The organism is Micromonospora sp. NBC_00421 (genome assembly GCF_036017915.1).
Lineage (GTDB): Bacteria > Actinomycetota > Actinomycetes > Mycobacteriales > Micromonosporaceae > Micromonospora.
In genome coordinates, this window is the sequence record NZ_CP107929.1 from 1,486,399 (window position 1) to 1,501,198 (window position 14,800).

Below are 14,800 nucleotides of genomic sequence, written 5' to 3' on the forward strand. Positions count from 1 at the left end.
CCGACCGGTCCGACCACAGGCGTCAGCCCACCCCGGCGGGTCGGAGCAGCGGCAGCACGATGGTGTCGACGATGTCCTCGAGGGTCGCGTCGGAGACGGGTTGGAGGGTGGTGAGGAGTTCGAGCCGCAGCAGGGCGAAGGGCAGCTCCCGGACCCGTGCGGAGAGTCGGGTGAGATCGATCTCACCGCGCGCCGCGGCGCGGCCGTAGACGATGTCGAGGGCGTGTGGGCGGCCGTACCGGATCACGTCGCGAAGGTCGGCCGGACCGGTGCCGGTCTCCTCGAAGTACCCGGCGAGGTGGACGCTCATCACGGTGACGAACTCGGTGCGGGTGCGGCTGATCTCCTGCATCAGGGCTAGCAGGTCGCCGCGGAGCGAGCCGGTGTCCTCGGGTGCCGGGACACGGTTGCGCTCGAGGACGTGGACGATCGTCGCACGCAGCAGCTCGAGCCGGTCGCCCCAGCGTCGGTACAGCACGGGACGGCTGGTCCCGGCGCGCGCGGCGACGGCGTCCATGGTGAAGCGCGCGTAACCGGCCTCCTCCAGCTCCTGCCAGGACGCGTCCAGCAGGGCCTGCTCCAGTGCGGCGCCCCGTCGCCGGCTGCCCGGCTCACCCACCTCGACTCACCTGCGCAGCATACTTGCGGGCCCGGTGCGCCCGATCTAGAGTCGCCTCTCGATAAGAAACAACGATGTATCTTAGGATGTGTCCATGTCTGCATCCGGCAAGCCCGCACCCGCCGCAACGCCGACCGATTCCGATCGCATCGACCCGGTGGTGCGGCGGCTGGCGCTCACGATCATCGTCGGTGCCCTGGCGGCGGTCTTCGACACCACGATCGTCAGCGTCGCCATCAACGACCTGGCCCGTGACCTGGATGCCCCGCTGAGCACCATCCAGTGGGTGAGCACGGGCTACCTGCTGGCCATGTTCGTCACCATCCCCATCGTCGGCTGGACCCAGACCGCGGTCGGCGGCAAGCGGTTGTGGCTCGGTTCGCTCGGGTTCTTCCTGCTCGGATCGGTGCTCTGCGCGTCGGCGTGGGACGCCCCCAGCCTCATCGTCTTCCGGATCGTCCAGGGCGTCGCCGCCGGCGTCATGATGCCGCTCATGAGCACGCTGATCATGCAGGCCGTCCGGGGTCGCAACATCGGCAGGGTGATGGCGACCATCAGCCTGCCCGTCGCGCTCGGCCCGATCCTCGGCCCGGTCCTGGGCGGCCTCCTGCTGGCCACCGGGAACTGGCGGCTGCTCTTCCTGGTCAACATCCTGTTCTGCAGCGTCGGTGGCTGGCTCGCGTTCAGGAACCTGCCCGACGACCGGCCCGTCGGCGAGCGGGGCCGGCTCGACACCGTCGGCCTGCTCCTGTTGTCGCCGGGTGCCGCCGCCCTCATCTACGGCCTGTCCCAGATCCCGGTCACCTCCGGCCTCGACAGCCCCAGGGTCCTGGTCCCGCTCCTGGCCGGCCTCGTCCTGGTCGCCGGTTTCATCGGCTGGGCGCTGCGCCGGGGAGCCGGGGCGCTGGTGAACATCCGGCTGCTGAGTCACCGGTCGCTCGCCGCGTCGGCGGGCCTGCTCTTCCTGGTCGGGGTGACCCTGTACGGCGCGATGCTGCTGCTGCCGCTCTACTGGCAGCAGGCCCGAGGTGAGGACGCGCTCGGCGCGGGGCTGCTGCTCATCCCGCAGGGCATCGGTTCGCTGTTGTCACGGCCGCTAGCCGGTCGGTGGACCGACCGGGTAGGGCCCCGCTGGATCGCGTTCGCCGGCTTCGGCATCGTGGGCCTGGCCACCGTGCCCTTCGCCGTCGCCCCCGACGCGCCGTACCCGCTGCTGATGGCCGTCCTGGTCGTGCGCGGTCTGGGGCTGGGCACCGCCACCATCCCCCTGGCCAGCGCCGCCTACCTGGGCCTGGACCACCGCGACATCCCCAACGCCAGCATCATCGTCCTGGTCACCCAGCAGATCGGCGGCTCGTTCGGCACTGCCGTCCTGGCCATGATCCTCCAGCACGCCGGTTCCGGCTCGCGGGCACCGGACGCCGTCACCCGGGCCTTCGGCACGACCTTCTGGTGGTCGGTCGGCTTCACCGTCCTCGCCGTGCCGCTCTGCCTCCTGCTCCCCGGCCGTCCCAAGCCTCTTCCCGATTCCGAGAAACCCCAATCCGAGGTCGCCGCCCGCGCCTGAACCGCAGCGCAGCTGCTTATCCGAGGGGTATCTCCGACGTGCCCCAGGGGCCGACTGGTGCATGTCCGCAGGGTGACCCGAAGGTCGAGCCATTTCGTCATCAGAACAAGGTGGACAGTGCTCGGAGGCCACGGATCGGACGGTGGGTGTCTGATTCCCAACTCAGTTCGCAAATGTCTCCACAAGGTATGGTCAGCGGTGCTGGCCTGCCCTACCCTACGATGGCTCGCACGGATCGCCGGTGATCGTAAGGCAATCCTGTGGATGGCGGGGTCGACGCACATCGACATTCGGTAATCCACTTCTGCGGCGGAGGTCGCTTCAGGTGATCACCGGTGTTGCGGGTCGCGGCGGTGCTGTTCCTGTTCATCCCAGGTGGAGAATGTCGGCGCCTGCCCGCGTACTGACGAAGACTGCGACAGGGTTGGAGAGAACAGAACATGGATAGTCCAGGGGGAATCGTTCGGTCACGGCGCGGGTCCGTCCGCACCGTCGGCCTGTTGGCGGCTCTTCTCGTCGCCCTCCCCACCGCGGGCTGCGGCACCGACAAGGTCGAATACCGTGACGACCGAGGAGACATCACCCAGCTCGTCTACCGCTTCTACGCCGACACGACGGAGGGGAAGTTCGACGATCTGAACAAGGTGCTCTCCGAAGGGGTGGTGGTCAGCAATCCCGGTGGGGGTCTCACCGAAGGACGGGACAAGGTCATCGCCGGCGCGTCCGAGGGGTTCAAGACCGAGGACCGGGTCCAGGAGCTGGTCAGCAACGTCCTCGTCGACCTGGACGGCGACAAGGCCAAGGTCCGGGCGGACGTGGTGCAGCTCTTCGGTAGCAGCGTCACGCCGAAGGGGAAGATCGCGCCGGAGCCGACCCTCACCCTCAACTCGCGGATGCGCTTCGAGGCGACGCGCTCCTCGGACGGGTGGCGCCTGTCGCGCATCGAGGGCGACGTCCTGTGGGCGATCGACAAGTCCGTTCCCGCCCCCGCCCCGCGTTGATCCCGGGTAAGGGGTAGCCGGCGAGCCGGGGAGGGGCGGTGTCGTCCACCGTCCCGAACCGGCGGACCGCCCTCCGTCCGACCGGGACGGGCGGCATGCGGACGCCGTGTCGAATCACACGCGTCCGGCGGTGGCTCGCCACCCTGGTCGGCGGCCACCTTCCGGCTTCCACTGCTATCAAGGCGAGGTATGCCCAGCCGCCCTCGCCTGCCCTAGCCTACGAATGCTCGTACGGATGACCGATGGGGCCGACAACAGGCTGGCGGGGGGGAATGATGGCGATCCTGGTGACCGGTGCGACCGGCAACGTCGGCCGTCACGTCGTCGACCTGTTGGTGCGGGCGGGCGCGGACGTGCGGGCGACCTCCCGCAAGCCGGAGTCGCTCGACCTGCCGGCGGAGGTCGACGTCCGCCGGGCCGATCTGACCGACCCGGCGACGTTCACGCAGGCGTTCCAGGGCGTCGAGAAGGTATTTCTGTACAACCAGCCGGCCAGCATCGACGGGGTGATGGCGGCCGCGAAGGCCGCCGGGGTCAGGCACGCCGTACTGCTGTCCTCGCTGGCCGTCGCCGGTCGCGACCCGGACCACTGGATCGCCAGGTGGCACCGGGAGGTGGAGGAGGCGATCGAACGGTCAGGTCTGTCGTGGACCTTCGTCCGACCGGGCGCCTTCGCCGTGAACTCCCTGCTCTGGGCGCCCGCTATCAGGCAGGGCCGGCCGGTGCGGCTGCACTACGCGCACTCCTACCTGTCCTCCATCCACGAGCGGGACATCGCCGAGGTGAGCACCCGCGCCCTGCTGGAGGAGGGCCACGCCGGGGCGAGGTACCACCTCAGCGGCGGTGACAGCATCACCCAGGCCGAGCAGATCGCCCTCATCGGTAAGGCGATCGGCCGAGAGTTGACGATCGAGGACGTCACGGGCGACGAAGCCCGCGCCGAACTGCGGGAGCGGTTCGGGCCCCGCCTTCGGGAGCTGATCCGGGAGGGGGTGATCGGTCCGACGGACCCGCCGGGGATCATCGAGACCAGGATCCGCTACTACCTGGAGGCCCTCGACGGGCCCGCCGAGATCGACCGGACGGTCGAGCAGGTCCTCGGCAAGCCGGCGCGGACCTTCGCCGACTGGGCGGTGGACCACCGGGCGGACTTCATGAGCTAGCCGTCCGGATCGTGGTGTCTGGCGGTCGCCACGAATCTCCGCACCGCACCGGTAACCCCCACGTCACCGCACTGGCTGCTCGGAAGGTTCGCGTATGACTGACACCGTGGTGTTCCCGCAGGACCGTACCTGTCCCTACCAGCCGGCACCCGACTACCCGTCGCTTGTCGACCAGCGGCCACTCGCCCAGGTTGCGCTCTATGACGGGCGGCGGGTCTGGGCGGTCACCGGTCGTGAGCTGACCCGCCGGCTCCTGGCCGACCCCCGCATCTCCAGTGACCGCACCAACCCCGCCTGGCCCATGATGTTCCCGAGCATCGCCGCCGCCGTCGGCGACGCACAGCAGAAGGTCATGAAGATCGTCACCGCGTTGGTGGGCGTCGACGGCCCGGTGCACCAGGCCCGGCGCAAGATGCTGATCCCCAGCTTCACGATCAGGCGGATCAACACCCTGCGTCCGATGATCCAGGAGATCGTCGACCAGCGGCTGGACCACATGGTCGACAACGGCGCTCCCGCCGATCTGATCCCGGCCTTCGCGGCCCCCGTGCCGGCCACGGTGCTGTACCGCCTGATGGGCATCCCGGACGACGACCACGCGTCCTTCGCGCGGATGTCGCACCAGCTCGCCGCCGGCCCGAACGCCAACCAGGCGTACGACGTGCTGATGGCCTACATGGGTGACCTGATCGCGGAGAAGCGACGTAACCCGGGGGAGGGGGTGCTCGACGACCTCCTCACGAAGCGCGGTGCCACGGACGACGCGGACCACGAGGAGTTGGTCTCGACGCTGGTCCTCCAGGTGGCGGGCGGCCACGGCACCACCGGGACCATGATCTCGCTCGGCCTGTTCACCCTGCTCCAACACCCCGACCAGTTGGCCGAGCTGCGGGCCGACCCGGCGCTGATGCCCACCGCGGTCGACGAGCTGCTACGCTTCGTGTCCATTCCGGACGGTGTGACCCGGCTGGCCACTGACGACATCGAGGTCGAGGGAGCCACCATCCGCGCGGGCGACGGCGTCTTCTTCATCACCTCCCTGATCAACCGCGACGCGGAGGTCCACGAGGAGCCGAACTCGCTGGGTCTGCGCCGCAGCACCGCCCGGGACCACGTCACGTTCGGGTTCGGCACCCACCAGTGCCTCGGCCAGAGCCTGGCCCGCATCACGATGGAGATCGCCCTCGCCACCCTGCTCCGACGCCTGCCCGGCCTGCGTCTGGCCGTCCCGGCGGAGGAGGTTCCGTTCAACCCGACCGCGGGCTTCGAGGTGCTGACCACGCTACCGGTCACCTGGTAGCACCCCGCAGGTGTCGGTACGCCGCCATCCCCACGCAGGAGTAGAACCAATGGATTCCCCCGTTCAGCGTCGTGCCTTCCTGGCCTCCACCGTGCTCGGTACCGCGGGCGTCGTCGCGGGGGTGCAGACGCTCGGCCCGGGTGCCCCGGGGGCGTCGGCGGCGACGGGCAGCGGAGCCCGGGCGCCACTCGTGGCACCACAGTTCGGTCTCACCAAGTTCCTCGACCCACTGCGGATTCCGCCGACGGTCCGACCGTCGTCGGGGCGTCACCGAGACGAGCTCACGATCACGATGACCAACGCGCGGCGCCGGTTGCACTCCCAACTGCCCGAGACCACCCTGTGGACCTACGAGGGACAGTTTCCCGGCCCCACCATCGAGGTGCGCCGGGACAGGCGACTGCGGGTCGCCTGGGTCAACGAACTACAGGGAACGGTGCCGCTGGTGGCGGTGCGGGCGCCGTACGCGGTGCCGACGCCGGCGAACATGCCCGGCTACCGCAGCGCGGACGGCAGCCTGCCCACCGGGGTGGAACTCATCGACGGGGTCGCGGGCCTGCCGCCCTGGAACGTCGTCCACCTGCACGGCGCGACGACCAACGGCGGCAACGACGGCTGGGCGCACAACGGCATGTCGCCGGGGGACGTGCAGCTCACCGAGTACCCGAACCGGCAGGCGGCCACCGCACTGTGGTACCACGACCACGCGATGGCCGTGACGCGGTTCAACGTCCACGCCGGGCTCGTCGGCCTCTACCTGATCCGCGACGAGGAGGAGGACCGGCTGCGACTGCCCGGCGGTGACCACGAGATCCCGTTGGTCATCGCCGACCGCAACCTCGACACCGACCCGGCGACCGGGGCGCTCACCGGCCGGTTGCTGTTCAAGTTCCAGTACCAGCCCGCGACCGGTACGTCGGCCCCCGTCACCGGCCCGTTCACCGTCGTCAACGGCGTCATCTGGCCGCACCTGGACGTCGACGCGCGCTGGTACCGCTTCCGGGTGCTCAACGCGGCGAACGGCCGGTTCTTCCGGCTCGACCTGGTCGACGAGGCGGGCGTCGTTCACAACGACGCGGTCCGCATCGTAGGCACGGACGCCGGCCTGCTGCCCGCCCCGGCGGCGGTGCCGGCGGGCGGGCTGACCCTCACCCCGGCCGAGCGCGTCGACCTGCTCATCGACTTCAGCCGGTTCAAGGGGCAGCGCCTGCGCCTGGTCAACACCGGTGCCTCGGTCGACCCGGACATCATGCAGTTCCGTGTCGAGAGCCGGAGCCGCGCCGACTTCTTCACGCCGCCGGCCCGGCTGTCCGGCTCGTACGTCCGGCTGCGAGAGGGCAGCACCGTTCCGGAGGATCACGACGAGGTGTTCGTGGCGACGACCCTGCCGGGGGTGGCAGGTCGACCGCACCCGGAGATGTGGGAGTTGCAGGAGATCACCGACCCGGCCGAACTGCCCACCCGGTTCCCGCAGGAGGGGATCATCCAGCTCACCGACCCGGCCGCCGGGCGGGTGCGCACCTTCCGCAAGGTCGCGCGGCTGTTCGACGAGACGACGACGGTCTTCATCGACCGGGGCCGGTGGGTGGTGTGGAATCTGATCCAGCTCGGTGGGGCCCCGCATCCGATGCACATCCACCTGGCCCGGTTCCAGCTGCTGACCCGGTGGAAGTTCGCCGACCTGACGGCCTTCGACCTCGCGGTCGGCGGCACCAGCAGGCCGTTTCCCGCTCCCGGTGAGGGCCCGCCGATCGAGAAGCACGAGGAGGGTTGGAAGGACACCTTCAACCTGTGGGCGGGGGAGTGGATCCGGGTCGCCGGCCGCTTCGAGGGTGCCACCGGCCAGTTCATGTACCACTGTCACATCCTCGACCACGAGGACGAGGGCATGATGCGGCCCTTCGTCGTCCACCCGGCCGAGGTGGCCCGGTTCCACATGCATCCGGGCGGCTCGACCCACCACTCCGGCAGTTCGGAGCACCACCCGGGGGGCGGGGGAGGTCCAGGTGGGCGTTGACCGCCGACGGTGCGGCGCGGGCCCTCCGCTCGACGACGACCACCGGACCGGGGCCGACGCCGTCAGCGTCGGCCCGGTCCCGGCGGGAGCCTCGGCTCTCGTCGACGTCGGTGACGGTGGGCGCCGCTTCGTTCTGTCCGATTGTTGCCCAAGGCGACCGAGGGGGCCGGCGGCCACCCTCGGCTGTCACGGGCCGGACCCGCCACCCGGTGCCGTACCTGCCGAACAGCACATCGCCACAGCGCGCCCGACGTCAGGCCGTCCCGGTCGCGCCTGTTCGCCCACGCGCCAGCGGCGGGGGTACGCCCCCGCCGTCCGTAAGGCCGGTCGGCCGGCGAATCCGGTCGACCGCGTGCCCACTACGTGACACCCTGGGAGGCAGACATGGACACCATCAGCGGGACCTGTCCCGTGGCCACCAGCAATGGGACCTCCGCACTGGACATGAGGGACGCGGACCTGCTCCGCGACCCGTTCCGGGGATACTCGCGGCTACGCGAGCAGGACCGGATCGTCCGGGCCGTCTACCCCACCTCGCCCACACCGCTGTGGCTGATCACCCGGTACGACGACGTCAAGATGGTGCTGGCTGACCAGCGCTTCGCCAACAACCCGGCAAGCGTTCCCGGCGCGAACGTCGACGACCTGCACGAAGAGCTGGCCAAGGCGCTCGGACTCGAAGAGAAGTACATCAAGATCTTCACGAGCAGCCTGCTGGACGCCGACGGAGAGGACCACGTCCGGCTGCGGCGGCTGGTGTCGCGCACCTTCACCGCACGCCGCGTCGCCGCCCTGCGTCCCCGGGTGGAGGAGATCGCCGCGAGACTGCTGGACCAGCTCGCCCGGCGGGCGGCCGAGGACGACGCCGACGGGGTGGGCGTCGTCGATCTGATCGAGAACTTCGCCTACCTGCTGCCGATCAACGTGATCTGCGAGCTGATCGGCATCCCCGAGGCCGACTGGCCCAGGTGGCGGCAGTGGGGCCGGGCCGCGTTCTCGCTGGAGCCGGGGGCGCAGAACGAGCCGATGCGTGGCATGGTGGACCACATCACCGAACTGGTCGAGCAGCGCCGGGCCGTGCCGACCGGCGATCTGTTGTCCGGGCTGATCGAGGCGCACGACGAGGAGGGGGACCGGCTCACCGGGGACGAGCTGATCACGATGGTGCTGACTCTGGTGCTGGCCGGCACCGAGAACACGGCGCACATGATCGGAAACGGCACCCTGGCGCTGCTCACCCATCCCGACCAGTTGCACACGCTGCGCGCCGAACCCGCGTTGATGCCGGCGGCGGTCCAGGAGCTGATGCGGTGGTGCGGTCCGCTGCACGGGACCCAGTTCCGGCACGCGGTGGAGGACGTCGAGGTCGGCGGTGTCACGATCAGGCAGGGCGACCGGCTGATGTGCATGCTCGTCGCGGCCAACTACGACCCGCGTTACTTCCCCGACCCCGATCGACTGGACCTCCGCCGGCAGCCCGACGGCCAACGCGAGCTGCACGTGGGCTTCGGTGCCGGTCTGCACTACTGCCTGGGCGCGCACCTGGCCAAGCAGGAGTTCGAGGTGGCGTTCGGCGGGCTGCTGAGCCGTTTCCCGCACCTGGAGCTGGCCGTCCCCGCGGAGGAGCTGGAACGGCAGAACATGCCTGGCTCGTGGCGGCTGCGGCGGCTGCCCATCCGCCTGCACGGCGCCGGGTCGCGGCTCGGCTAACGGGCCCGGTGTGCCTGGTCGTGGCTGCTGGCTCGGGGTCGGCGGACCTGAGACAGCAGCCGCGACCAGGTAGGGCGCGGACGGTCGCCCGCCGACCACGGCGACCGGTGATCGTCCGGTCGCCGTCAGTGGGCACCTCGCCGCTCGACGGCGACCGGGCACCGGTGACGGGGTACGACAGCAGCGCGCCGAAGCCGGCGCGCTGCTTGCCGTCGGGGGAGTCCTGCCCGGGTGGTCAGTTCACCGTGGTGTGGGGGTCGACGAACACGTCTCCGCCCTCGACGCGTACCAGATAGACGTCCACCGGGTCGACGGCGGGTGGCGAGGTCGGCACGCCGGTGCGCAGGTCGAAGCAGGCGCCGTGCATCCAGCACTCGATCCCCTTGCTGGTGACCTCGCCCTCCGACAGCGACATCCGGGCGTGCGTGCACTGGTTCCGCAGCGCGTGCACCTCGTCCCCGATGCGGACCACCACGACGGGGACGTCACCGACCTGGACGGCAAGAGGTGCCTTGTCTTCCAGGTCGGACAGGGCACACAGTCGGATCCCTTGCGGCGTGCGCATACGGGCGGTTCTCCCTCTCGACGGGAACGTGCTGGTCTGCCCGGACGGGCTCGATGGAGGTCAGCGTACGACGCCGTGCAGGTCTGGGCGGTCCTGTATCCGGACCGCCCAGACCTGCACTTTCGGGCGTGGATGATCAGCCGGCCCGCCCGGGGCACCGACAGGGTGCCGGGGTGCTCAGGCGAGTTTCAGCGGGAGGGTCCTGGTCCGGGTGAACCCGGGCCGCAGGATCCACGGGATCTCCTCGCGCGGCACGGCGAGGGAGAGGTCCGGGAACCGGGTGAACAGCCCCTGCAACGCCACCTCCGCCTCCTGGTAGGCCAGGTGCTGACCGAGGCAGCGGTGGATGCCCTTGCCGAACCCGAGGTGACTCTCGCTGCCGACGGCCAGCCGGTCGATGACCAGCTTGTTGGGGTCGGGGAACTTGCGCGGATCGGTGTTCGCCGCCAGCAGCAGCGGCGCCACCGGCGCACCCCGCGGGATCGTCACGCCACCCAGCTCGATGTCCTCCACGGGGAACCGCGGCTGCGCGAACTGGATCGGGCCCAGGCGCTGCAGCTCGCGCACCGCCTGCGGCCACATCGACGGGTTCTCCTTCAACCGCGCGAGCTGGTCGGGGTTCTCGAGCAGGATGATGACCGAGTTGCCGATCAGGTACGTGGTGGTCTGGTGGCCGGCGGTCACCAGGCTGAACAGGATGCCGATGATCTCGTCGTCGGAGACCCGGCTCGGGTCCTCGGCCTGCGCCTGCACGAGGGCGGTGACCAGGTCGTCCTGGGGCTCGGCCCGCCGCTTCTCGATCAGCTCCCGGGCGAGGTCGATGCACTTGAGCAGCGTGGTCGGGATGCGTTCACCGTTCATCGTGGCCATCGAGTCGCCCCAGGCCCGCCAGTGCGGCCGGTCGGGTTCGTCGATGCCGACCAGCTCGCAGATCACGGTGACCGGCAGCGGGTAGCAGTACTCCTCCACCAGGTCGACCGGTGAGCCGTCCCTGCTGTCCTCGGCCAGCTTGTCCAGCAGGTCCGCGGTGATCTTCTCGACTCGGGGGCGCAGCTTGCCGATCCGGTGTGCGGTCAGCGCGTACGAGACCAGCTTGCGGAGCCGGGTGTGGTCCTCGCCGTCGGAGACGTTGAGGAGGTTGGCCATCCACGGGATGAGATCCGGTGGGAAGTCCAGTCGCTTGAACACGCCGTCGCGGATGTCCGCGATGGTCGAGTCGGCCGGCGGGTTGGTGACGAACCGCGGGTCGGTGAGGACCTGGCGGACGTCCTCGTAGCGGGTGACGAGCCACATCTCGGGCCCGCCCATCATGGTGCCGATGTTCAGCGTCCCGGTGGTCGGGCCGGTCTCCTCGCGCAGCCGCGCGTACCAGCCGAACGGGTCGGCGACCACTTCTGGTGAGAACAGGTCGACCGTCTCGGCCGTCGTCTCGGCAGTGGTCATGAGCCCCTCCCTTTCGTGTCGAATAGCGTGCGATCCGTTGGCGTGGGGCGGGCGCGTTACGGCGCCTTTTCGGCAACGATAGGGAGCGGCCGGCGGGCTGAGCATCCCTCAACCTGATAGGTGTCGGTGCCGGCGGCGCTATCAGCGTGAGGGATGTTCGGCCGGTGTGGACTGTCCTAGGCTTCGACAGCGGAGTATGGGTCGGCGGGAGCTGGTTCGCTGTCTGTTGGAGCAATTGGGAGGACCCTGCGGTGACGACCGAGACGATGAAATCTCCACCCGCCGACGAATCGCTTCAAGCGCCGCTTTCCCGGGAGTTCCTGCAGCGCGATGATCCGTTCGCGCTGCCACCCGGTCTGGCGGCGCTGGCCGGGCAGTCCCCGGTGGGCAGGTCGACATTGCCCGGCGGGGAACCGTGCTGGATGGTGTCCGGGTACGAGGAGGCCCGCGCGGTGCTGTCCGACCCGCGTTTCTCGGCCGACCGGTTCCGCTACCACCCCCGGTTCAAGAACCTCTCCCCGGAGGTGGGGGAGCAGTTGCGCAGCGGCAAGGCGCGGGCCGGATCGTTCATCAACATGGATCCGCCGGAGCACACCCGTTACCGCAAGTTGCTTGCCGGCCTGTTCACGGTGCGCAGGATGCGGGACCTCGCCGCGCGGATCGAACAGATCGTCACCGAGCGGCTGGACGCGATGCTGGCTGCGGGAACCAGCGCCGATCTCGTGCCGGAGTTCGCGGTTCCGGTGCCCTCGCTGGTGATCTGCGAGCTGCTCGGGGTGGGCTACGAGGACCGGGCGGAGTTCCAGCAGCGCGCGGCGGACCTGCTGCAGACGAACGTGCCGGTCAAGGAGGCGATCGAGAACACCGAAGCGCAGCGCGCGTTCATGCAGCGGCTGGTGGCGGACAAACGGGCGAATCCCACCGACGACATGATCTCCGGGCTGGCCCACCACCCGGGCGCCGATCCGGCGCTTACCGACGACGAGCTGGTCGGCATCGCCAACCTCCTGCTCTTCGCGGGTCTCGACACCACCGCGAGCATGCTCGGGCTGGGCACGTTCGTACTGTTGCAACGGCCCGAGCAGCTCGCCGCGCTGCGCGCCGACCCGTCCCGGGTCGGCGACGCCGTCGAGGAGCTGCTGCGCTTCCTGACTATCGTCAGCACGGGGCTCTTCCGGTTCGCCAAGGAGGACCTTGAGCTGGGCGGGGAGCACATCCCGGCGGGGGCGACGGTGGTGGTCTCCCTGCTGGCCGCGAACCGGGACGGGCGGCACTGGCCGCAGCCGGAGGTGCTGGACGTGACCCGTGAGCGCACCTCGCACCTGGCGTTCGGCCACGGTGTGCACCAGTGCCTCGGCCAGCAGCTGGCCCGGATCGAGATGACTGTCGGCTACACCGAACTGCTGCGTCGGCTGCCCGGTGTCCGCCTCGCCGTACCGCCGGCGGAGGTGCCGCTGCGCAACGACATGATCACCTACGGGGTGCACGCCCTGCCGATCGTCTGGGACGCCCGATGAGGGTCCGTGCCGACCGGGGCGTCTGCGTCGGTGCGGGACTGTGTGTGCTGCGGCTGCCCCGGATCTTCGACCAGAACGACGAGGACGGCACGGTGGTGCTCCTGCGGCCCGACCCGGACCCCGACCAGGAGGACGCCGTGCTCAAGGTGATCGCGGCCTGCCCGTCCGGGGCGTTGCGGGCCGATCGCTGAGGCCGACGGCCGCCCGGCCGTACCCCACCCGGCACCGGGCCCCGTTCCCCACCCGGCGCAGCGCGGGTACGGGTCGGCGCACCGTCCGCGACAGCGGGCGGTGCGCCGGGTGGGGTCGTCCGGTCAGTGCGTGGCGACGAACTCCTTGAGCGTGCCGATGACGTACTCGATCATCTCGGTGGTGATGCCCGGGTAGACGCCGATCCAGAAGGTACGCTCGGTCACCGTGTCGCTGTTGGCCAGTGAGCCGACGATGCGCTGTGGCCGGCCGATGTAGGCCGGGTGCCGGGTGAGGTTGCCCGCGAACAACCGCCGGGTACGGATCTTGTGGCTCTCCAGGTGGCCGACGATGTCCGGGACGTCGAAGCCCGCGTCCGGCAGCACCGTGATGATGAAGCCGAACCAGCTCGGGTCGCTGCCCGGCGTCGGCTCGGGCAGCAGCAGGCCGGGCAGGCCGTCCAGCCCCTCCCGGAGCTGACGCCAGTTGCGCTTGCGGGCCTCGATGAAGTCGGGCAGCTTGGCCAGTTGGCTCAGCCCGAGCGCGGCCTGGATGTCGGTGCTCTTGAGGTTGTAGCCGACCTCGGAGAAGACGTACTTGTGGTCGTAGCCCTCCGGGAGCGTGCCGAGTTGGAGGTCGAACCGCTTCAGGCAGCGGTCGTCCTCGCCCGGCTCGCACCAGCAGTCCCGGCCCCAGTCGCGGAACGACTTCGCCAGCTTGGCCAGCCTGATGTCCGAGGACAGCAGCATGCCGCCCTCACCCATGGTCAGGTGGTGCGCCGGGTAGAAGGAGATGGTGGAGAAGACGCCGAAGGTGCCGGTGAGTCTGCCCTGATAGGTCGAGCCCACCGCGTCGCAGTTGTCCTCGATCAGGTGGCACCCGTGCCGGGCGGCCAGTTCGGCGATCTCGGCGACCGGGAACGGGTTGCCCAGCGTGTGCGCGATCATGATCGCGCGGGTGCGCGGGGAGATCGCCTGCTCGACCAGCTCGGCGGTGGTGTTGTAGGTGCCGAGTTCGATGTCGACGAACACCGGCACGAGGCCGTTCTGCAGGATCGGGTTCACCGTGGTCGGGAAGCCGGCGGCGACCGTGATCACCTCGTCGCCCGGCCTGAGCCGTTCGTCGCCCAGCTCCGGTGAGGTCAGGGTGCTCAGCGCGAGCAGGTTCGCCGACGAGCCGGAGTTCGTCAGCACCGCCTTGCGCCGCTTGAGCGTCCTGGCGAGGGACGACTCGAACTTCGCCGTGATCTGGCCGGAGGCGATCCGCAGGTCGAGCGCGGCGGCCACCAGGGCCTCCCGGTCGTCGGCGTCCAGCACCGCACCGGAGGACAGGATCGGAGTCTGCCCGGGAATGAACGGTGTGGGTCCGGGGACCTGGGCCTCGTGATAGCCACGGACCAGTTCCAGCAGGTGCGATCGGGCTGAGTCGACCATGTCGTATCCCCTACGGTCGAGTGCGGGATGTTCGCTGAACCTTGCGCTGGAGCCGGAGCGGCGGCCAGGCGTCCACCCGATTCCGGCGCACGGCAGATCCGGCGCACGGCAGAACGGCCGTACCTTTCGGAATCTCTCCGGAAGAGACTAGAAGTGCCGGAACGAGCCGGCATCCCCCAACGTGGTAGACCCATTCTGGAAAGTCGATTGATACTATCCACTTTGGTGATGACCCTGGCCTGCGGCATCGGCAAGCTGGTTCCGGTGGAGCCGGCC

General features: G+C 69.9%; 12 protein-coding genes. 8 read left to right on the plus strand and 4 right to left on the minus strand.

What is annotated here, in order from left to right; all coding sequences use genetic code 11:
* Positions 1 to 22: 22 nt before the first annotated feature.
* Positions 23 to 619, minus strand: a complete 597-nt coding sequence (locus OHQ87_RS06405) for a TetR/AcrR family transcriptional regulator (RefSeq protein WP_328345830.1) — start codon at positions 617 to 619, stop codon at positions 23 to 25.
* 94 nt (positions 620 to 713) lie between these two features.
* Between OHQ87_RS06405 and OHQ87_RS06410 the strand changes: the two genes are divergently transcribed.
* The 6 genes from OHQ87_RS06410 (at position 714) to OHQ87_RS06435 (ending at position 9,377) form a co-directional block, all read left to right on the plus strand.
* Complete coding sequence (locus tag OHQ87_RS06410; protein ID WP_328345832.1) at positions 714 to 2,186, plus strand: MDR family MFS transporter; 1,473 nt, start codon at positions 714 to 716, stop codon at positions 2,184 to 2,186.
* Positions 2,187 to 2,686: 500 nt separating this feature from the next.
* The gene (locus tag OHQ87_RS06415) at positions 2,687 to 3,187 is read left to right on the plus strand and encodes a nuclear transport factor 2 family protein (protein WP_328345835.1); all 501 of its coding nucleotides are present in this window, start codon (positions 2,687 to 2,689) and stop codon (positions 3,185 to 3,187) included.
* Between the two features lie 242 nt (positions 3,188 to 3,429).
* Positions 3,430 to 4,350 carry an NAD(P)H-binding protein gene (locus tag OHQ87_RS06420; RefSeq protein WP_328345837.1) on the plus strand — a complete coding sequence of 307 codons (921 nt, stop codon included), beginning with the start codon at positions 3,430 to 3,432 and terminating at the stop codon, positions 4,348 to 4,350.
* Positions 4,351 to 4,444: 94 nt separating this feature from the next.
* On the plus strand, positions 4,445 to 5,650 hold the full coding sequence (locus OHQ87_RS06425) for a cytochrome P450 (protein WP_328345839.1): 1,206 nt from the start codon (positions 4,445 to 4,447) through the stop codon (positions 5,648 to 5,650).
* A 49-nt stretch (positions 5,651 to 5,699) separates the two neighbouring features.
* Entirely contained in the window at positions 5,700 to 7,667 is a 1,968-nt protein-coding gene (locus OHQ87_RS06430) for a multicopper oxidase family protein (protein WP_328345841.1), read from the plus strand.
* Between the two features lie 444 nt (positions 7,668 to 8,111).
* The gene (locus OHQ87_RS06435) at positions 8,112 to 9,377 is read left to right on the plus strand and encodes a cytochrome P450 family protein (protein ID WP_328345843.1); all 1,266 of its coding nucleotides are present in this window, start codon (positions 8,112 to 8,114) and stop codon (positions 9,375 to 9,377) included.
* Between the two features lie 235 nt (positions 9,378 to 9,612).
* Here the strand turns inward: OHQ87_RS06435 and OHQ87_RS06440 are convergent, their stop codons facing one another.
* Complete coding sequence (locus OHQ87_RS06440; protein WP_328345845.1) at positions 9,613 to 9,942, minus strand: non-heme iron oxygenase ferredoxin subunit; 330 nt, start codon at positions 9,940 to 9,942, stop codon at positions 9,613 to 9,615.
* 177 nt (positions 9,943 to 10,119) lie between these two features.
* The gene (locus tag OHQ87_RS06445) at positions 10,120 to 11,385 is read right to left on the minus strand and encodes a cytochrome P450 family protein (RefSeq protein WP_328345847.1); all 1,266 of its coding nucleotides are present in this window, start codon (positions 11,383 to 11,385) and stop codon (positions 10,120 to 10,122) included.
* 320 nt (positions 11,386 to 11,705) lie between these two features.
* On the opposite strand from OHQ87_RS06445, the gene OHQ87_RS06450 reads away from it, so the two are divergent.
* Complete coding sequence (locus OHQ87_RS06450; protein ID WP_328348765.1) at positions 11,706 to 12,902, plus strand: cytochrome P450; 1,197 nt, start codon at positions 11,706 to 11,708, stop codon at positions 12,900 to 12,902.
* Positions 12,899 to 13,093 (plus strand): ferredoxin, encoded by a 195-nt coding sequence (locus OHQ87_RS06455; protein WP_328345849.1) that lies wholly within the window; start codon positions 12,899 to 12,901, stop codon positions 13,091 to 13,093. The genes OHQ87_RS06450 and OHQ87_RS06455 overlap by 4 nt, the downstream gene beginning before the upstream one ends.
* 123 nt (positions 13,094 to 13,216) lie before the next feature.
* Here the strand turns inward: OHQ87_RS06455 and rfbH are convergent, their stop codons facing one another.
* The gene (gene rfbH / locus OHQ87_RS06460; RefSeq protein ID WP_328345851.1) at positions 13,217 to 14,524 is read right to left on the minus strand and encodes a lipopolysaccharide biosynthesis protein RfbH; all 1,308 of its coding nucleotides are present in this window, start codon (positions 14,522 to 14,524) and stop codon (positions 13,217 to 13,219) included.
* Positions 14,525 to 14,800: the final 276 nt, after the last annotated feature.